Genomic DNA, 18,036 nt, shown 5'->3' with positions numbered 1-18,036 from the left:
GGCGAGCACGCCCGTATCTCCTGGTGTCCGAGCCATTCGCCTCAGGAGGTCCGATGCGTTTGTCGCGCAGCACGGCGGGAACCGTCTTCGTCGGCGGCGCCCTGGTGCTCACCCTCTCCGCCCTCGCGTACCCCGCGATGCTCGGAGTGGAGACCACCTCGTCCGACACGTCCCGCATCATCGCCAACACCCGTTACGGGCCGTTGACCGAGGCGGACCGCGACTTCGTGGTCAAGGTGCGGTCGGCCGGACTGTGGGAGTACCCGATCGGCGAGATGGCCCTGCAGCGCGCGGACTCCGCGGCGATGAAGGAGGCGGGCGCGCATCTGGTCGTCGGCCACTCGGGCCTCGACGAGCTGTGCCGCAAGATCGCACCCGAACTCGGCATCACCCTGCCCAACCAGCCCAGCCCGCAGCAGCAGCAGTTCGTGGCGACCGTGGACTCCAAGTCCGGCAAGGAGTTCGACTCGACCGCGGTCGCCATCATGCGGGTCGCCCATGGCCGGATCTTCCCGGCGGTGGCCAGCATCCGGGCCAGCACCCAGAACACGCTGGTCCGACAGCTCGCGGACCTCACCAACGACACGGTCCTGGACCACATCACGGTGCTGGAGAAGACCGGACTGGTCAACTACGACCAGGTCAACTTCCAGCAGACCTCGCCTCCGAAGCTGCCTGACGAGCAGCTCACCCCGCCGCCGCCGCAGCCCGGCGCCCCGGTCCTCGCCCTCAAGCCCCGGCCGGACCTCAACGTCAACACCGCCTCGCCCAAGCCGAACCCCAGCCCTAGCGGCACGGTGCGCTGAGCGGGGTCACAGGGGCTTCGCCGGCCAGTCCAGCAGCCGGGCGCCGATCACCGCGGTCTGGAGGGTGTACCGCTGCACCGGGTCGGCCGGGTCGGCGCCGGTGAGCTGGCGGACCCGGTCGAGGCGGTAGGTCAGCGCGCGGACGCTGAGCGAGAGCCGGCGGGCCGCCTCCGCGGCCACACAGCCGGAGTCGAAGTAGGCGGTGAGCGTGTCCAACAGCGGCCGCGCGCCGCCGCGGGCCCGGCGCAGCGGGCCGAGGACGGTGGCCACCAGGTCGGCCATGGCCTGCCGGTCCCGGGTGAGCACGGGGTACACCAGCAGTTCGGAGGCGTGCAGCACCGGCTCCGTCAGCTCCAGGCGCTCAGCGAGGTCCAGCGCGTTCAGCGCCTCCTCGTAGGACTGGACGACGCCGAGCGGGCCGGGGTGCGCGCGGCCGAGCGCCACCTGGCCGCCGTCGGTGGCGGCGTGCGCGTGCTTGGCGAAGTGGGCGAGCACCTCGGCCTGATCGCCGGGGGCGATGCAGACCAGTCGGCCGTCCTTGGTGGTGAGCAGGATGCTGCGGTCCCCGAACCGGCCGATCAGCGCGCGCTCCACCTCGCGCGGGACGGGGTCGCCGTCGTCGTAGGCGGTCCGGCCGCGGGCCACGGCGACGGCGTGTGCGTGCGACAGCCGCAGCCCGTACCGCTCCGCGCGCTGCGCCAGCAGACCGAGGTCGCTGCGGCCGTACAGCAGATCGTCCACGAACTCCCGGCGGGCGGCCTCCTCCTGCCGTACAGCGTCCCGCTGGGCGCGCTCGTACCCCTCGGCGAAGGCGTCCACCGCCTGTGCGACGGCGGCCAGGACGGCGTCCGCCGAGACGTCGGTGCCGGTGGGCCAGTGGGCGCGGGTCTCGGCCAGGTGCGCGGCGACGAGGGCCCGCAGGCCGAGCCCGGCCTCGGCGGCCCGCTCGCCCAGGGAACGGCGGGAGTCGCGCTCCGCGCGGGTGAGCCGGCGGCCGGTGGCGGAGGCGTCGGCGAGGATGCCGGAGTAACCCGTGAGGTACTCCTCGAATCCGTCCGGCCCCGCCATGCCCGTTCCCCCTCCTCGCCACAACGCTGCGCAGCCCGCGTGCGCTTGCGTTGTTTTCTGACGACTTTCTATCGCATGGGGCGCGCAGGGGGTACGGCGCGGACGGGGTCGTTGGCGGAGGGCGTCGAGGTCAGCCGGTCTTCCAGCCGTTGCGGGTGTCGATGCGCTCCCATTCCACGGCCCACTGCGCGAGACGTCGGCGCTCCATCAGCTGCCGGACGACCCAGACCGTGCCGAGGACGGTCCCGGCGGCGCACAGGGCGGCCAGCGTGCCGCCCGAGACGGCGTGCAGGGTGGTCTCGCCGGCGCTCAGCGGCGCGGCCGTGATCTGGTCGTGGCCGTCGGTCCAGACCCGGATCGTGGCCCCGGCCTTGATCTTCGGCGGGACGCGCGCGTCGTCGGTGTGGGTCCGTCCGTCGGGGCCGGTCCAGCGCACCGTGGCCCACACCCGGTAGTCGGCCGGTACCCGGGCGGGCGTCTTGCCGGCCGTGTCCTCCACCAGCACCGCCGACACCTGCCGGCTCCGGACGCGCTGCTCCTCGGCGGCCCGCTCCACCGCGCCGACCGCGACCAGGCCCGCCAGCACCCCGCCCACCAGGGCGAGCACCCATCCGGCGAGCACCACCCAGGCCTCGACGAGATCGCAGCGCCGTCTCAGCGGGCTGCGCCGCCACCGCCACATCCGTACCTGTTCGGACCGTGCTTCATCCATCGGCCGACACCCCCTGGAGAGCACCGACAGGACATTCCCAGTGTGCCCCCGTCCGCCGGATGTCGCTCTCGCCGGGTTTCCGACCGCCTGCGTCGACATGTGAACCGATGTGGCCGAAAATCGACTGTCCGCGGGGCGCTTCCTGCCCAAGGGGCGTGCGGAGAAAGTCAGTTCGCCTAAGTTGGGCACCGCCTGATCACCCTCACCCGATCACGCTCACCTGATCAACGAAGCCACAGCAGGAGGCCGCACCGTGTCGGACGTCGATCCCCAGATCCGCGCGTCGATGGAGATACGCGCCCGCATCGACACGACGAAGCCGCACTCGGCGCGCTTCTGGAACTACTTCGTCGGCGGCAAGGACAACTACGAGGTCGACCGCGAGATCGGCGACCACATCAAGGAGATCTTCCCCGGACTGGTCGACGTGGCCGTCACCAGCAGGCACTTCCTGGGCCGGGCCGTCCGCCACCTCGCCGTCGAGCAGGGCATCCGGCAGTTCCTGGACATCGGCACCGGTCTGCCCACCGCCGACAACACCCATGAGGTCGCCCAGCGCGTCGCCCCGGACGCCCGGATCGTCTACGTCGACAACGACCCCATCGTGCTGGCCCACGCGAACGCCCTGCTCACCAGCACTCCGGAGGGCAGGACCGCCTATCTGGACGCCGACCTGTACGACCCCAAGTCCGTTCTGGAGGCGGCGGCGGAGACCCTGGACCTCTCCCAGCCGGTCGCGCTGATGATCCTCAACACCCTGGGCCATGTCGCCGAGCACTCCGCGGCCCGCGACCTGGTGCAGCGGCTGATGGCGGGCCTGCCGTCGGGCAGCTACCTGGTGATCAGCGACTCCACCGCCACCAGCGAGGGCATGATCGCCGCGTCGGAGGCCTACAACGCGAGCGGCGCGGTGCCGTACTACGTGCGCAGCGTCGAGGAGATCGGCGCCTTCTTCGACGGCCTCGACCTGGTCGAGCCGGGTGTCGTCCAGGTGACCGAGTGGCGCCCGGACGGGACCGGCCCGCAGGGCGTCTCCGTGGACGCCTACTGCGGGGTGGGCCGCAAGGCCTGATCGCCCGCGATCACCGCTGAGGGGGGCCGTTCCGCAGGCGCGGAACGGCCCCCCTCCCGGCTCCTTCACCACCCGGGACTCGAACGCCGTGGTCCAGGTCCTCACCCGTTTCTTCGGTGGGCCGTCGGTTTCCGGACTCCGCCGCGTCACATCCAGCGGGCATCTTTCGCTCGTCCCCACTGCTCCGCCTTGTGATGCCGTCCGCCCTGCGCCCCGTGGGCGTGACGCGGAAGGACGACGTGCGCCATGTCCCTTCTCCCGCTCCCCGCCGCCGCCCCCGCCCGCCGGTACTCCCCCTCCCTCGCCCGCGTCGCCCGCCCGGTGCTGACCGTCCTGCCGCTGCTGCTGATCGGCGGCTGGGTGGCGGCCGACTGGCGCGGTGTCTACGACGGTGCCGCCCGGCTCGCCGCCGCCGATCCACGGTGGCTGCCGGCCGGGGTCGCCTTCACCTGTCTGACCTGGGTGGCCGCCGCCGTGGTCCGGCAGGGGGCGATCCCGGAGCGGCTGCCGCCCCTGCCGCTGCTCGCCTCGCAGTTCGCCGCGGGCGCCGCGAACCATGTGCTCCCGGCGGGTCTCGGCGCCCATGCCGTGACCCTGCGGTTCCTTCAGGGCCAGGGCATACCGCTGCCCCGGGCGGCCGCCTCGCTCGCCCTGTACTCGCTGGTCAAGCCGGTCGCGAAGACGCTCGTACTGCTCGGCCTGCTGGTGGCGGCGCCGGGGCTGATCCGGCTGGAGGGACTCGTCCCGGACGGCGGAACGCTGCTGCCGGTCGCCGTGGGCGCGACGGCCGTACTCGCCACGCTGGGCCTGGTCCTGGCCCTCGTGGGGCCGGTGCGCCGCGGCTGTGCCGGGTTCCTGCGGACCGCCCTCACCGACGCCCGGCTGCTGCACACCCGGCCGAGCCGGGTGCTGGCGCTGTGGGGCGGGGCGGCCGTCACCCCGCTGCTCCAGGCCGGCGTGGTCGCCTCCGTCGGGGCCTCGCTGGGGCTGCCGCTGTCGTGGACGCAGATGCTGTTCGCGTTCCTCGCCGCCAGTACCGCCGTCGGCGCGGTGCCCGCCCCGGGCGGGATCGGCCCGGTGGACGCGGCGCTGGTCTTCACGCTGGTCGCCCTCGGCGCCTCGCTGGGACCGGCGACGGCGACCGTGATCGGCTATCGCGTGCTGACGGTGTGGCTGCCGCTGGTGCCGGGGGTGCTGGTGCTGTCGGCGCTGGTCCATCGCAAGGTGCTCTGAGGCGGGTCCGGCAGGGGATCCTCTGAGTACGCGTACTCATCCGGTGCGCGCGCCCGCCGGGCACAATCGCCGCATGCCCCTCTCAACCCCCGTCCGGCGCACGCGTCTTGCCGCGGCCGGTCTTGCCCTGGCCGGCTCCCTGGCCCTGACCGGCTGCGGTGAACCGCGGCCCGCCGACGCGCAGGACGGTGCCGCCGCGCGCCCGCCGGGCGCGTCCCCGTACGTGGAGCCGGGGGCGAACGACGGAGCGCCGCACTACAACGAGAACAACGCCCACCGTCAGCCCCGCGAGATGTCCCCGGCGCACGAGAAGGACGCCCAGCGGGAGGCCGAGCGCATCGAGCCGGTGCTCAAGAAGCTGTGGAAGCAGGGGAAGTGGGATCCCGGTTCGGTGCGGGCGGCGCTGCTCGGGCTCGGCTACGCGGAAGGGGACGGCGGCCTTGCCGTCGAGGCGATGCGCTCGCGGTACCAGGACGGTGAGTACGTCGTCCCGGAGGGCGCGATGGTCGGGCTGCGGGTCCACCGCGACGCCTGTGTCACGGCGTTCGTCCAGAAGTCCAACTACGGCGTGCAGGCCAACGGGCCGTACCTGGAGACGGGTTGTATGACACCGCCCGTCGGGCACTGAGGCCCGGAGCCGGTCAGCGCTGGTGGAGCCGGGCGGCCAGCAGCGCGACGTCGTCCTCGGCGTGCCGGGCGTCCAGCCGGGCGAGCGCGAGGTCGAGGACGTCCTGGACTCCGGTGGCGGCGGAGAAGCTGAGCCGGGCCAGCCGGTTCAGTGAGTGGTCGATGTCCTCGCCGCGGCGCTCCACGAGTCCGTCGGTGAAGAGCATCAGCGCCTGGGAGGGGTCGAGCGGGTAGGTGGCGGCCTGGTAGCCGCCGAGGCCGGTCCCCAGGGGCGGGCCGACCGGTACCGGGAGCAGGGAGACCCGGCCCGATCCGTCGATCACAGCGGGCGGGAGGTGACCGGCGCTGGCCAGGGTGACCTGTCCGCGCACCGGGTCCACGCGGGCGATGAGGCAGGTGGCCGGGCGGCGCTCGGGCTCGGCCGAGGCGAGGTCGTCGAGCTGGCGCAGCACGCGGTGCGGCGGCAGGTCGGCGGAGGCGATGTAGCGCAGGGCGGAACGGTAGGCGGTCATGTCGACGGCGGCGTCCAGGCCGTGCCCCATGACATCGCCGACGACCAGCAGCGTACGGCCGAAGTGCAGCCGTACTGTCTCGCACCAGTCGCCGCCCACCAGGGCGCGCTGTCCGACGGGCAGATAGCGGATGGCGACGTCGAGATTGGGGTGCGGGCGGCCGGGCTCGGCGAGCAGGGCCCGCTGGAGCCTGCCGACGATGCCGGCGACCGCGTCGTGCTCCCGGGCGTGCCGGATCTCGGCGGCGGCCCGCTCGGCCAGGAACATGAGCAGCTCTTCTTCCGCCTGGCTGAAGGGCGCCCCCTCCCGGGAGCAGACCAGCAGGCCGTACCGGTGGCTGTGGACGGCGACCGGTACGCACAGGGCGGGCCGGGAGCCGCCGGAGGTGAGGCGTACGGCCGCCTTGCCGGTGATCTCGCCGACCCAGCCGGCGTCGGGGAGTATCGCGGGGTTGCCGCGGACGGCCTCGTACTCGGCGCCGGGCTCGCCCGGCGAGCGCAGCACCGCCACGGCGGCGCCGACCTGGGCGGCGGCCTCCTGGGTCAGCTCCGCGCGGGTGGTGTCCTCGTCCAGGGTGGTGCCGATCCGGGCGGCGGCCGCGCGCAGGGCGCTCAGCGGGGAGCCACCGGCGCCCCACGGGACCGACCCGGCGGCGTCGGCCTGATCGGCCGTCGCCGGACTCTGAAACGACTCGAACGATCGCGCCACAACTACAACAGTAAAAGCACGCCGAACCGGAACAGGTGACGACCAGGTTTCCTCATCTCGAACGCCTGTACGTTCGAGAGTGTCGGGACGGCCGGGCGCGACGCCCTGATCCGCCCCGACGCCCTGATCCGCCCCGACGCCCTAGTCCGCCGCGACCCCCTGCTCCGCCGCAACGCCCTGCTTCGCCGCGGCCACCGGTGCGGCGTCGGGCGTGGTCCAGCGGATCCGGGTCGCGCACAGGGACACGGCCAGGGCGGAGGCCGCGACGACGGCCATGCCCCACACCAGGCTGGTGGCACCGGCGACGAAGCCGATGAGGGCCGGTCCCGCGAGCAGCCCCGTGGTGCCCATCGCCGCGACCAGCGCCAGGGCCTCCGGGCCGCGCGCCGCGGCGGCGACGTAGACGCACGGGGTGACAGCCGCGACCCCGAGACCGACGCAGGCGAAGCCCAGCAGGGTGGGCAGCACCCCGCCGACCAGCAGGGCGAGGGCGAGTCCAGTGCCGGCGAGGGCGCTGCCGAGGCGGACGATCAGGGCGTCGCCCCAGCGTTCGCGCCAGCCGTCGGCCATGAGCCGGGCCAGCACCATCACCACCGAGACGACGGCGATGCCCATCGGCACCAGATGCTCCGGCGCCTTGACGACGTCCTCCAGATAGAGCGCCGACCAGTCGTTCATGGCGCCCTCGGTCACGGTGCCGAAGGCCATGGCGCAGCCCATCCACAGCGTCAGCGCCGACGGCAGGGCGAGTCCTCGGCGGCGCTCCTTCTTCTTCGCCTCCCGCGGCCGGGGCTCCTCGTCGGTCAGCAGCCGGGGCTGGGCGTAGGCGAGGAGGAGGACCAGCAGGACGGTGGCCACCGTGAAGTGGGCGGTGACGGCGGAGGTCACCAGGTTGGTGCCGGAGGCCAGCAGCGCGGCGGCGAGGGAGCCCGCGCTGAAGGTGGCGTGCAGCTGGGACATGGCGGCGCGCTGGTAGCGGGCCTCCAGTGCGGCGCCCTGCGCGTTCATGGCGACGTTGAGGCAGCCGACGGCGACTCCGTCCAGGCAGATGACCAGCAGCGCGACCGGGTAGTTCGGGGCCACGGACAGCGCCATCAGAAGGGCCCCGAGGCACAGGGCGGAGACGAAGGCGAGGCGCCGCGAGCCGAGCCGGCGCATCAGCACCGCGACCAGCGGGAAGGAGGCGGCGGCGCCCGCGCCGCAGGCCATGAGCAGCAGCCCGAGCTCCTCCTCGGTCAGGTCGAGCCGGGTCTTCAGGGCGGGGAGCCGGGCGGCCCAGGTGGCGTACTGGAAGCCGAGGAGACAGAAGAGTGCCGCTATCGCCGACTGGGCGCGGCGGAACTCACCAGGGACGCGGAACACGGTCATCAGCCTGCTTTCTGCGCATCGTTGCTTCGGCACCCGCGTGAGCGTCGCGGAGTGCCGTCGACATGTAGACCGCGTTCTCGCCGTAGCTCGCGGGGAGTTCGACCTCGCGGTGGGTCAGATAGCCGTGGGCCGTCCAGAAGGTCTCCATCCCGCCGACGGCGACCAGCGAGATCCGCCGGTAGCGCAGGGCCCCGGCCGTGGCGGTGAGCCGGTGCAGCAACCGGCTGCCCAGCCCTTGGCCGCGCAGCGGCTCGGCGACGACGAGGTCGTGCAGATGGAGGTTGGGCGAGCGGAAGACGGTCCGCTCCGGGCGGCTCAGATCGGGGTAGCGGAAGGCCGGGTAGGGCAACGCGAGGACATAGCCCGCGAGTTGCCCGTCGAGGTGCAGGACGAGACAGGTGCTGGGCGAGGCCCGGCCGCGCGATTCCAGGGCGGCCCGGCCCTCCAGCAGGGAGCTGTCTCCGTAGGCGGTGGCTTCGAGGGCCGCCACACCGGGCCAGTCGGCGGCGGCGACGGCCCGGATGCGCAGGTGGTGGTCCATCGGCTCAGACCTCTCCGCGGATCGTGCTGTGCGGCAGCGGGCGGAATCCGTTGAAGCCCTGGGTCAGATAGCTGATGGCGTACGCCCCGGCGGACAGCACCCACACCGGGTCGCCCGAGGCCGCCGCTCCGGGCACCCGCACCCGGGGGTGCTCGCTCGGGTAGGCGTCGTCACTGTCGCAGGTGGGACCGGCGACGACGGCGGGCACGTACTCCGCGCTGTGGGTGGGGAAGACCAGGCGGTAGCCCAACTGGTCCATCTCGTACAGGCCGTTGAACTTCCCGCAGCTCAGGTAGAGCCAGCGCGCCCGCTCGCCGTCCGGCTGCCGGCGCTCGGTCAGCCGGGACACATGGGCCCGGATCGCGCCGTGGTCGGCGACCAGGTGCCGACCCGGCTCCATGACTACGGCCAAGGGTGCCGGGGAGAGGTCCCTGAGCCGCTCGATGCCCTCGCGGATCACCACGAAGATCTTGTCCAGCGGGGGTTCGAGGGCGCCGCCCCGCCGGTCGACGTAGCCGAGCGCGGGCAGTCCGCCGCCGAGGTTGACGTGGTCCGGGACGATGCCGCGCCGGTGCAGCGCCGTCAGGGCCTCGGCCAGCGAGTCGAAGGCCAGCCGCCAGGCGGCGGTGGTCATCTGCTGCGAGCCGACGTGCAGGGAGAGCCCGGCCGGGGTCAGCCCCGCCGCCCGCGCGGCCTGAAGCACCTGTACGGCGTCCTGCGCCGAGCAGCCGAACTTCCGGGTCAGCCCCCACAGGGCGCCCTGCCCGCCGGTGGCCAGCCGGCAGAACACCCGTGAGCCAGGGGCGTGTTCGGCGATCGCCGTGACGTCCGCCAGGCTGTCGGTGGCGAAGTCGCGGATGCCGAGCCGGTGAGCCTCGGCGATGTCGGTGTCGGACTTGACGGTGTTGCCGTAGTGGATCCGGTCCACCGGCACCCCGGTGCGCAGCGCCAGCGCGATCTCGCCCGGGCTCGCCGCGTCGAAGCCCGCGCCCCGGTCGGCGAGGCAGGTGAGCACCTCGTCGACCGGGCAGGCCTTGACGGCGAAGCGGACGTCGAGGCCGGGCAACTCCCGCAGCAGTGCGTCGTACTGGGCCTCGACGCCGACGAGGTCGTACACGACCCGGTCGTCGGTGGCGGCGGCCAGCGCCGCGCGCAGCCGGGGGCTCAGCCGCCCGCTCACCGGGTCGCTCCCGGCAGTCCGGTGTCCCGGCTCGCCCCCACGAGAGGCGCCCAGGACTCGGTCAGCAGCGCGAAGTCCTCGATGTCCTGCCGGGCCTCGTCGAGCAGCCGCGCCCGGCGTGGCACCAGCGCCTCGGCGAACTCGGCGTATCTGCCGCCCAGTAGGCGATAGGCACGGTCGACCTGGTCCAGGCGCCCCTCGTTCTCGGTGCGGTCCAGTCCGGTGCTCTCGCGCAGGAGGGCGGCGACCGCGTCGGCGCGGATCTCCTGCCGGTGGTCGAGGAGGGCGGCTCCGGCCGCGGCCATCCGGTCGTAGACGAAGTTGAAGTAGAGCATGGACAGCAGGAACTTCACGAAGCGTGTCTGGTAGGCGGCGAAGCCGGTGTCCGTGCGGCGCTCCGGGGTGTGGAAGTTCTCGATGTGGCGGTTGTGCAGGACGCCGGGGAGGGTGGCGTCGTGCACCAGGTGGATGTGGAAGTAGTCGCTGCCGATGGTGTTCCGGGCGGGCGGCAGCGGCATCCGCTCGTACACCCGGTGGGCGAAGCCGATGTTGCACATGTCGACCCGCATCGGGTCGACCAGGGCCAGCTTGGTGCGGTCCTCGCTGTACGGGGCGGTTCCGGCGCCGGTGAAGGACTCCGCGGCCAGCGCCCGCTTCCGCTCCGCGGTCCAGTGGCCGGGCGCCCACAGGCTGACGACGTTGTCATAGACCCTCGGGTCGAGCCGGCGCATCTCGGCGATGTCCACGGAGAGTTCGCCGATGAAGGAGCCGCCCGCCATCGAGACGGGGCGTTCGCGGTACGCCGGATCCAGGTCCGTCTCCGACACCTCGGCCGAGACCTCGACGGCCCGCCTGCCCAGTGCGGTCAGTTCGGGGTGGACGGGGAAGACCGGGGCGCCGTCCTTGGTCTGGTAGCGGGAGTCCGAGTCGCGGCGGTGCACCGAGCGGCAGCCGAGGGCGGCGGCGATCAGGAAGGCGCGGTTGGTGCAGGCGCCGTAGGAGACCTCGGGCGGGAGCATCAGGTCGAGCATCAGGTCCGGCTTGGGGACGCGGGCGCGGTCGATGACGGTGCGCAGGAAGTCCCGCTGCCGGGTCTCGTCGAGGTGGTGGACGGTGATGCGCGGGTGCGGGGCGAGGGCGGCGACGGTCCGGGCGTGTTCGGCGAACGTCCGCTCGTCGCAGGAGTCGAGGATCAGCAGGTGCACCTCGACGCCGAAGTGCCGGACCGCGTGGGCCGCTTCCGCGCCGATCGCCGAGATCATCGGGGAGCAGGCCCGGTTGGTGGGCAGGACCAGACAGACGCGGTGCCCGTTCACCGGGCGTCCCAGGAGTCCAGGCCCAGTACCTTGCGGCCCAGGCCGGTCAGGTCGGCGGCGCCGTAGCGGAGGGACTCGGGCCGGACCGCGTCGCCGAGCAGGGTGCCGTTCCAGTCGGGGGTGCCGAGGGTGCGCCAGGAGTCGACGCGTGAGCGCCTCAGCTCCTCGTGTTCCTCCAGGGCGGGCATCATCGAGAGGTACTGGACCGCGCGGGCGCCGCTGCCGGAGTTGGGGGCCACACCGTGCGCCAGCAGCCCGTTGAAGATCAGCAGGTCGCCGGCCCGGAGGTCGGGCCGCACCAGGGGGAACTCCCGGCGGTCGACGGCGGGCCGGATGGGGTCACGGCCCTCGGGCTGCTCCACCCGCCACCGGTCGAACTGCCGGAACAGCTCCGGGCAGCACTGGAACCCGCCCAGTTCGGGCTCGGTGTCGTTGAGCGCGATGATGCCCTGGACGCGCTGGGGCAGTACTTCCAGGGTGGTGTCGACGTCCCAGTGCAGCTCGATGTCGAAGCCCTGCTCGGTGGGTTCGATCAGGGAGCGCGAACGGTTCTTGATGTTGGGCGGGTTGAGGTTCAGCCGGTCCAGCGTGGTCCACAGCTCCTCGCAGTCCCAGATGTCGACGAACGCGTCGTAGACCCGCTGGTTCTGGCGGCTGTCCCAGATGAGCTGGTGGTGGTACGCCTCGACGAAGCCGTAGACGAACAGGTCGCGGTCCAGGTCGGAGCGGAACTCCCGCTCCTCGTACCAGGTTTCGGGGCGCTCGGGGTCGAGGCCCTGGAAGTCCCAGGCGAACTCCAGCAGGCCGCGCGCGGCCTCGGGGGAGATCGCCTCGCGGACGACGACATAGCCGTACGTCTGCCAGCAGGCGAAGTCCTCCGCGGAGAGCACGCGCAGGGGGCGGGACTTCTCGATCCGGCGCAGGGGGGTGGGGGTGAGGTAGGTCTCGCCGTCGGCGCTGAAGTAGGGGCGGGTCGATGCCGCCCGGTGCAGACGCTGGTCAGGGATGGGCATGGCTGGTGCTCCAGGCTCGTTTGTGCTGCGGCCGAATGGCCGAGTATTGGACTAGACCAAGGAGGGGTATCCGGGGCTATAACGGAGTCCGCCGAGCGGCCGGAAGGCAGGAGCATGACCACCGATGCCGGTGCGCGAGCGCCCAAGTACTACCGCGTCAAGGAGCAGTTGCTGGAGTTGACACGGACCTTGGGGCCCGACGCGCCGATCCCGGCGGAGCGGTCGCTGGCGGTCGCGCTGCGCACCTCGCGCACCACCGTCCGGCGGGCCCTGCGCGAACTCGCGGGCGAGGGACGCCTGGACCGGGTGCACGGCAAGGGCACGTTCGTGGCACGTCCGAAGGTGTACGGGACCCTGCGCCTCGACTCCTGCGCCGAGGATCTGCGGGCCCAGGGAGTCGAACCCGGCGCGCGGACACTTGACGTCGGCCGGGTCGCCGCGGACGAGAAGCTGTCGGGGCTGCTCGGCGTCGGCGTCGGCGAACCGGTGCTGCGCGTCGAGCGGTTGCTGCTGGCCGACGGCGAGCCACTGGCGGTCGAGACGACGCACCGCAACCCCGGGGCGGGGCACGCGGCGGAGGGCGAGGTGACCGTCGAGACCACGCTGGCGACCCCGTGCGAGGCCACGCTGCTGCACACCGACGTGGGCCAGCCGATGCTGCTGGTGACCCGGCACTCGCGCACCGCGGACGGCGAGCCGGTGGACTGGGTCCGCTCGGTGTACCGCGGCGCCCGCTACCGGTTCGTGACAACGTTGCTACGGGCGACGGACTAGGGCCGGTGTTGTCGGGTTCGTCGTCCACCCGTAGCACGGGCGGCGCGGCGGCAACGGGGACGCCCCCCGCGCGGGCCCGGCGCGGCCGGTTCTCGGCAACGCCCGCGCTGCGGGCGGAAGTCGTCGGGCGATCCCTAGCGGAGGGCATCCGCGCTCCCCTCCCCCAGGATGCGGCGGCGGGTCCGCGCCAGGGCCTCGGGGTCGGCGCGGTCCACGTACCAGGGGCGGTTCAGGCGGTCGGCGTCCTCCCGCGGGACCAGGTGGACGTGGAGGTGGAAGACGTCCTGCCAGCCCGCGGGGCGGTTCGCCTGGAACAGGGTCAGGCCGTCGGGCTTGAGCACACCGTCGAGGACCGCGGCCATGCGGTGGACGGTGCGCATCACCGCCGCCGCGTCGTCCTCGGGGATCTCCCAGATGTCCGCCGCGTGCGCACGCGGGATGACGAGGGTGTGGCCCTCCATCACCGCGGTGTTGTCGAGGAAGGCCACGGTCCGCTCGTCCTCGAAGAGGATCTCCGCGTGCAGCCGGCCCGCCACGATGTCGCAGAACACGCACTCGGCCGTCATGTCAGCCCCCGTCCGTCCGGGCGGCGGCGTCGATCAGCTCGCGCCAGCGGCGTACGGCGGCCGGGTCGACCGGGCTGTCCCAGCCCCGGTGCCGCACCGAGGTACCGACGTGGAAGGCGTCGACGCCCCGGGCGCGCAGCGCGGGCACGTGCCCGGCGCCGAGTCCCCCGCCCGCCATCATGGCCACGGTGTGGCCCGGCTCCCCCTGGCGGTCCGCCTCCGCGAGCAGGGTGGGCAGACCGTCCGCGACACCGGCGACGCTGCCCGCGGACAGCAGGGTGTCCAGGCCGGGCAGCCCCTCGATGGCGTGCCGCAGCGCCGTCCGGTCGGCAGCGTGGTCCACCGCCCGGTGGAACGTCCAGCGGCAGCCCGGCACCGCGTCGAGCAGGGCGGGGACCGCGAGCAGGTCCGGTGCGCCGTCCGCGGTGAGGAAGCCGAGGACGAACTCCTCGGCGCCCGCCGCGCGCAGCGCCCCGGCGGCGGCGCGCAGGGCGTCGAGGTCGGCGGCCTGGAAGCCGCCCTTGTCGCGCAGCATCACCCGTACCGGCACGGTGACGGCGTCGCGGGTGCGGACGAACTCCGCGAGCGCGGGGGTCATTCCGTCGGCGTCCATGTCGGCCGCCAGCTCCAGCCGGTGGGCGCCGCCCGCGACGGCCGCCCGCGCCTCCTCGGCGGAGGTGACGACGACTTCGAGAATCGCCTCGCCCATGGCTCAGGCCTCCGTCCGGGTCGCGGCGGCCGTCGCGGGGGTCGGCGGCGGCCAGGTCATCCCGGTGAGATCGGGGACGATCAGATCGGCCGCGGCCAGCGCCTCGGCGGACTGGGTGGAGGTGATCGCCACCACGTCGGCACCGGCGGCCTTCGCCGCCGCGACCCCGGCCGGGGCGTCCTCGAAGACCACGACGTCTCCGGGTGAAACCCCGAGCGCCGCACAGCACTTGAGGCAGCCTTCCGGATCGGGCTTGCCGCGGCTGACGTCGTCGGAGGTGATCAGCACGTCGAAGAGGTCCAGCGCCCCGACCGCGCCGAGTTCGTGCCGGGCGTAGTCCCGGGTGCCCGAGGTCACCAGCCCGAGCGGGACCCCCGACTCCTTGAGCCGGGCGAGGAGTTCGAGGGCACCGGGAACGGCGCCGACCGGGGGCATGTCGGGGAGGGCCGTGTAGGCGAGGGCCTCGGCGAAGAGCTCGTCGACGGTGTGTCCGGGGAAGCGGGGCAGATGGTCGAGCAGCGCCTCGCGCGGGGGCCGCCCGGCGAAGCCCCGGATGGTGGCCTCGTCGTGGGGGACGCCGTGGTTGCGGAAGAGCCGCGACCACGCCTCATGGCTGCGGGGCTCGGTGTCGATCAGGGTGCCGTCGAGGTCGAACAGCGCGGCGGTGTACATGTCGGTTCCTTCGGACGGTCGGTGGCTCACCGCACCTGGGCGGAGAGGGCGGCAAGGTCGCGTGCGGTCCTGGACAGCGGAAAGCGCGCCGCGTTGCGGAACCCGGACCGGCGCAGGCCCTCCAGCGCGCCGGGGTCGTCCCGCAGCCCGGTCAGCTCGGCGAGCGCCCGCCGGGGGTCGGCGAGGAGATCGAGCGGCAGCGCCGAGTCGCCGAGCGCGTCCCGCAGCCCCGGCACCGGCTGGTAGGCCACCGGCAGTCCGCAGGCCTGCGCCTCCACGGCCACCAGACCGAACGCCTCCAGCTTCGCGGACGGCACCACCAGCAGATCGTGCCCGGCGAACGCGGCCCACAGCTCCCGGCGGCTCAGCCACCCCAGATGCCGTACGGCCGACAGGTCCCGTTCCCCGGCCAGCCGCCGGAACTCGGCGACCGGCGCGGCCATGCTGAGCCGCACACCCGGTACCCCGGAGAGCGCGGCGGCCAGTTCGGCGGCGCCCTTCTCCGCGGTGAGGCGGCCGGCGTAGAGGACCCGAAGTGGCCCGCCGTCCCGAGGAGTTCGTACCGGTGGTTCGGCCAGCAGGGCGTCGGGGACGCCCCAGGGGATGTGGACGATACGGTCGCTGTCCGTCTCCGGGGCCACTCGGCGCAGTTGGTCGGCCATCCCGGCGGTCGGCACCACCAGGGAGCGGGCCGCCTCGACGGCCTCCCGCAGCACCGCGCCCTGGGTGTCGTACTCGGCGGCGAACAGCAGGTCCGTGCCGTGCACCAGGCCGATGGCGGGCTGCTTGGGATAGCCCCGCAGGAGCGCCGGGGTGGCGCCGAAGGCGAGGTGCTGGAGGTGCACGACGTCCTGCTCGGTGTGCGGGAAGCGGGCGGTGACCGCGTCCGTGAGCCGGTCGACGTAGGCCCAGAAGCCCTCGCCGCTGAGCTGTTTGCCGGGGACGTCGAGCAGGGCGAGGGTGCTCTCGTCGGGCGGCGGGGAGCCGTCTTCCGGGACGAGCATGAACGCGCTCGCCTTCAGCGGCCCGTCCGGGTCCAGGTACAGATCCTTGAGCAGTTCGACGCTGCCGCCCGGGCTGCCCCAGGGCAGGTCGAGTCCGGTCAGGGTCCGGGGCGCGCTCACCGCAGCTCCTCGTACAGCCGCGAGATGTCGATCCCGCTGGTCCGGGTGTATTTGCGGCCCAGACTCTGGTAGCTGGACATCGCGCCCTCGGCCACCAGGAACACGATCTTCCCGAAGGGCATGCGGGGGTAGACCCGCACCGGCCGTGCCACCCGGATCTCCAGGGTCCAGCGGATGGCGTGGCCCACGTGTCCGAGCGGGGCGGAGACATGGACCCAGACACCGAGCGCGCCGAGGCTGCGGTCGCCGTTGATCATCTGGGCGTAGCGCTCGGAGTGGGTGCGCTCATGGGTGACGCCGAGGTAGAGCCGTCCCGGCCGCAGCACCATGCCCTCGGGCGGGATGACGTGCTCGGTGACGCGGGTCGCGGCGGCGGCGTCCAGCTCGTCGCCCTCGCAGACCCGGATGCGGTCGCCGAGGTGCCAGTCGTAGGCGTTGGGCGAGATCCGCTCCGGGTCGAAGGGCTCGATGACGATGTCGCCGCGTTCCACGGCGGTGGCGATGGCCTCCCTGGTGAGGATCATGTGGTCGGCACCGCCACGTCCTTCCAGTAGCGGGACTCCTGGGGGCCCGCCGAGGACTGGTACTTGCCGCGGTAGAGGTCGACCTCGCCGAGCGACACGAAGAACATGATCTGGCCGATCTTCATCCCCGGGTACACCCGCAGCGGCTGGACCGGGGAGAGCATCAGCGTCCACTGGCCGTGGAAGCCGATGTCGCCGATGGGTGCCGTGATCTCCACGAACAGCCCGAGCCGGCCGACCGAGGACCGCCCGAAGAGCAGCGGCACGTACTGGTCGGAGCCGACCTGTTCCACGGTGTGCCCGAGATAGAGCTGGTCGGGCCTGAGGACATAGCCGTCCTCCCCGATGATGATCTCCCGGGTGGCGTTGGGCCGGTAGGGGTCGATGACGTCGTCGGTGTAGGTCAGCAGCCTGTCGCCGAGGCAGACGTTGTAGCTGTTGGGGTTCACCTGGGCCGGGTTGAACGGCGAGATGACGATCCGGCCGTCGCTCGCGGCCTCGGTGATCTCGGGACCGGTGAGGATCATGCCGCCCTCCCCGTGGCGCCCGCGGCTGCCCCGAAGTCGAAGTCCACCCGGTCCGCCACGTCCAGCTCCCGCAGCATGCGCAGGATCCCGGAGAAGTCGGTGACGAGCAGCTCCGCCTGTCCGCCCCGGGAGTCCTCGACGATGTCGCGGGCCTTGGGGATGCCGGCGAACCGGAGGACCTTCAGCCACCAGTCGAAGTCCTCGGCGCAGAAGGCGTTGATCGCGGCGGGCAGGGACGCCACGAAGAAGTCCTGCTGCTGCCGGGAGAGGTTGACGAAGACGTCCTTCATCACCTCGACCATGACCGGGCCGTGCGCCGACTCGTCGCGGGCGTGCAGCCGGGCGATCGTGGAGTGCAGCGGCTGCACGGTGGTGTCCCGGGCCATCAGGTCGAGGAAGGCGTTCACGCTGACCTCACCGACCGTGGTCCACAGCAGCAGGAGCAGATCCGACTTCCAGCGCTCGGCGGCGGCGTCCTGCGCCTCGTACAGGAGCCGGTTGGTGACGGGGTGACCGCAGTCGGGCTCGGCGGTGATGCCCCGGGCCTCCCGGGTGCGCTGCATGCCGAGCATGTGCATGTACGTGTGCCACACCTCGTCGATGTGGGACTGCCGCACGATCTCCTTCACCTCGAACCGGTCCACCCCGGGGAACACGGCGTGGCCGAGCTTCTCGAAGGTGGGGTTGACGACGAACTCCTCGGCGGCCACGACGCGTTCGTTGTACGCGATCCAGCCCAGGGTGTTCACCGTGCGCCGCTTGTCCTGCGGGGCGCCCTGGAAGTCGGGGTGCTCGCCGAACGGCATCAGCGCGACGGGGTAGTCGAGCAGTCCGGGGTCGTACTCCCCCGCTCCGGTGACCTTGTCCATGTCCGTGCGCACGGTGGCCCGGCGGGGCCAGGCCGCCGCCAGTCTGCGCAGGGTGCTCGGGCCGACCTGGCCGGTGGCTTCCTCGATGGTTCCCAACTCTTGCGTTCCTCCGTTG

Annotated in this window: 20 protein-coding genes; 5 read left to right on the top strand and 15 right to left on the bottom strand. The window is 72.9% G+C overall.

Going from position 1 to position 18,036, the window contains the following annotated elements:
• Window positions 1-53: 53 nt before the first annotated feature.
• Window positions 54-806, top strand: a complete 753-nt coding sequence (locus STRCI_RS31285; protein WP_269662296.1) for a DUF4142 domain-containing protein — start codon at window positions 54-56, stop codon at window positions 804-806.
• A gap of 6 nt (window positions 807-812) precedes the next feature.
• On the opposite strand, the gene STRCI_RS31280 is transcribed toward STRCI_RS31285, so the two are convergent.
• Both STRCI_RS31280 and STRCI_RS31275 read right to left on the bottom strand, forming a co-directional pair.
• Window positions 813-1,874 carry a PucR family transcriptional regulator gene (locus STRCI_RS31280; protein ID WP_269662295.1) on the bottom strand — a complete coding sequence of 354 codons (1,062 nt, stop codon included), beginning with the start codon at window positions 1,872-1,874 and terminating at the stop codon, window positions 813-815.
• 130 nt (window positions 1,875-2,004) lie between these two features.
• Window positions 2,005-2,586 carry an Rv1733c family protein gene (locus STRCI_RS31275; RefSeq protein WP_269662294.1) on the bottom strand — a complete coding sequence of 194 codons (582 nt, stop codon included), beginning with the start codon at window positions 2,584-2,586 and terminating at the stop codon, window positions 2,005-2,007.
• A gap of 286 nt (window positions 2,587-2,872) precedes the next feature.
• Here STRCI_RS31275 and STRCI_RS31270 point away from each other — a divergent pair, with 286 nt between their 5' ends.
• From STRCI_RS31270 to STRCI_RS31260, 3 genes are all read left to right on the top strand, one after another.
• Window positions 2,873-3,658, top strand: coding sequence for an SAM-dependent methyltransferase (locus tag STRCI_RS31270; protein ID WP_269664695.1), 786 nt, complete (start codon window positions 2,873-2,875; stop codon window positions 3,656-3,658).
• A gap of 246 nt (window positions 3,659-3,904) precedes the next feature.
• Window positions 3,905-4,891, top strand: a complete 987-nt coding sequence (locus tag STRCI_RS31265; RefSeq protein WP_269662293.1) for a lysylphosphatidylglycerol synthase transmembrane domain-containing protein — start codon at window positions 3,905-3,907, stop codon at window positions 4,889-4,891.
• A gap of 73 nt (window positions 4,892-4,964) precedes the next feature.
• Window positions 4,965-5,519 (top strand): hypothetical protein, encoded by a 555-nt coding sequence (locus tag STRCI_RS31260; RefSeq protein WP_269662292.1) that lies wholly within the window; start codon window positions 4,965-4,967, stop codon window positions 5,517-5,519.
• Window positions 5,520-5,532: 13 nt separating this feature from the next.
• On the opposite strand, the gene STRCI_RS31255 is transcribed toward STRCI_RS31260, so the two are convergent.
• From STRCI_RS31255 to STRCI_RS31230, 6 genes are all read right to left on the bottom strand, one after another.
• The gene (locus STRCI_RS31255; RefSeq protein WP_269662291.1) at window positions 5,533-6,738 is read right to left on the bottom strand and encodes a PP2C family protein-serine/threonine phosphatase; all 1,206 of its coding nucleotides are present in this window, start codon (window positions 6,736-6,738) and stop codon (window positions 5,533-5,535) included.
• Between the two features lie 141 nt (window positions 6,739-6,879).
• Window positions 6,880-8,106: an MFS transporter gene (locus STRCI_RS31250; protein WP_269662290.1), complete on the bottom strand. Its 1,227-nt coding sequence runs from the start codon at window positions 8,104-8,106 to the stop codon at window positions 6,880-6,882.
• On the bottom strand, window positions 8,081-8,647 hold the full coding sequence (locus tag STRCI_RS31245) for a GNAT family N-acetyltransferase (protein WP_269662289.1): 567 nt from the start codon (window positions 8,645-8,647) through the stop codon (window positions 8,081-8,083). Before STRCI_RS31245 ends, STRCI_RS31250 begins: the two co-directional genes overlap by 26 nt.
• A 4-nt stretch (window positions 8,648-8,651) precedes the next feature.
• A complete protein-coding gene (locus STRCI_RS31240; protein WP_269662288.1) occupies window positions 8,652-9,827 on the bottom strand; it encodes a type III PLP-dependent enzyme in 1,176 nt (391 codons plus the stop codon).
• Window positions 9,824-11,089 carry a DUF6271 family protein gene (locus STRCI_RS31235; protein WP_269664694.1) on the bottom strand — a complete coding sequence of 422 codons (1,266 nt, stop codon included), beginning with the start codon at window positions 11,087-11,089 and terminating at the stop codon, window positions 9,824-9,826. Before STRCI_RS31235 ends, STRCI_RS31240 begins: the two co-directional genes overlap by 4 nt.
• A gap of 50 nt (window positions 11,090-11,139) precedes the next feature.
• Complete coding sequence (locus tag STRCI_RS31230; protein ID WP_269662287.1) at window positions 11,140-12,156, bottom strand: phytanoyl-CoA dioxygenase family protein; 1,017 nt, start codon at window positions 12,154-12,156, stop codon at window positions 11,140-11,142.
• Window positions 12,157-12,201: 45 nt separating this feature from the next.
• Here STRCI_RS31230 and STRCI_RS31225 point away from each other — a divergent pair, with 45 nt between their 5' ends.
• Window positions 12,202-12,930, top strand: coding sequence for a GntR family transcriptional regulator (locus tag STRCI_RS31225; RefSeq protein WP_418953478.1), 729 nt, complete (start codon window positions 12,202-12,204; stop codon window positions 12,928-12,930).
• Window positions 12,931-13,064: 134 nt separating this feature from the next.
• Here the strand turns inward: STRCI_RS31225 and STRCI_RS31220 are convergent, their stop codons facing one another.
• Genes STRCI_RS31220 through STRCI_RS31190 form a run of 7 tightly spaced genes read right to left on the bottom strand, consistent with a single transcriptional unit; the run spans window position 13,065 to window position 18,017 of the window.
• On the bottom strand, window positions 13,065-13,496 hold the full coding sequence (locus STRCI_RS31220) for an HIT family protein (RefSeq protein WP_269662285.1): 432 nt from the start codon (window positions 13,494-13,496) through the stop codon (window positions 13,065-13,067).
• A 1-nt stretch (window position 13,497) separates the two neighbouring features.
• Window positions 13,498-14,205 (bottom strand): copper homeostasis protein CutC, encoded by a 708-nt coding sequence (locus STRCI_RS31215; RefSeq protein WP_269662284.1) that lies wholly within the window; start codon window positions 14,203-14,205, stop codon window positions 13,498-13,500.
• A 3-nt stretch (window positions 14,206-14,208) separates the two neighbouring features.
• Entirely contained in the window at window positions 14,209-14,877 is a 669-nt protein-coding gene (locus tag STRCI_RS31210) for an HAD family hydrolase (protein ID WP_269662283.1), read from the bottom strand.
• Between the two features lie 26 nt (window positions 14,878-14,903).
• Window positions 14,904-16,001, bottom strand: a complete 1,098-nt coding sequence (locus tag STRCI_RS31205) for a glycosyltransferase family 4 protein (RefSeq protein WP_269662282.1) — start codon at window positions 15,999-16,001, stop codon at window positions 14,904-14,906.
• Entirely contained in the window at window positions 15,998-16,525 is a 528-nt protein-coding gene (locus tag STRCI_RS31200) for a dCTP deaminase (RefSeq protein WP_269662281.1), read from the bottom strand. The genes STRCI_RS31205 and STRCI_RS31200 overlap by 4 nt, the downstream gene beginning before the upstream one ends.
• A complete protein-coding gene (dcd, locus tag STRCI_RS31195) occupies window positions 16,522-17,052 on the bottom strand; it encodes a dCTP deaminase (RefSeq protein ID WP_015657115.1) in 531 nt (176 codons plus the stop codon). The genes STRCI_RS31200 and dcd overlap by 4 nt, the downstream gene beginning before the upstream one ends.
• A complete protein-coding gene (locus STRCI_RS31190; RefSeq protein WP_269662280.1) occupies window positions 17,049-18,017 on the bottom strand; it encodes a diiron oxygenase in 969 nt (322 codons plus the stop codon). Before STRCI_RS31190 ends, dcd begins: the two co-directional genes overlap by 4 nt.
• Window positions 18,018-18,036 lie beyond the last annotated feature (19 nt).

It is taken from the genome of Streptomyces cinnabarinus (assembly GCF_027270315.1).
GTDB lineage: Bacteria > Actinomycetota > Actinomycetes > Streptomycetales > Streptomycetaceae > Streptomyces > Streptomyces cinnabarinus.
This window is presented reverse-complemented; position numbering and strand designations above follow the sequence as displayed.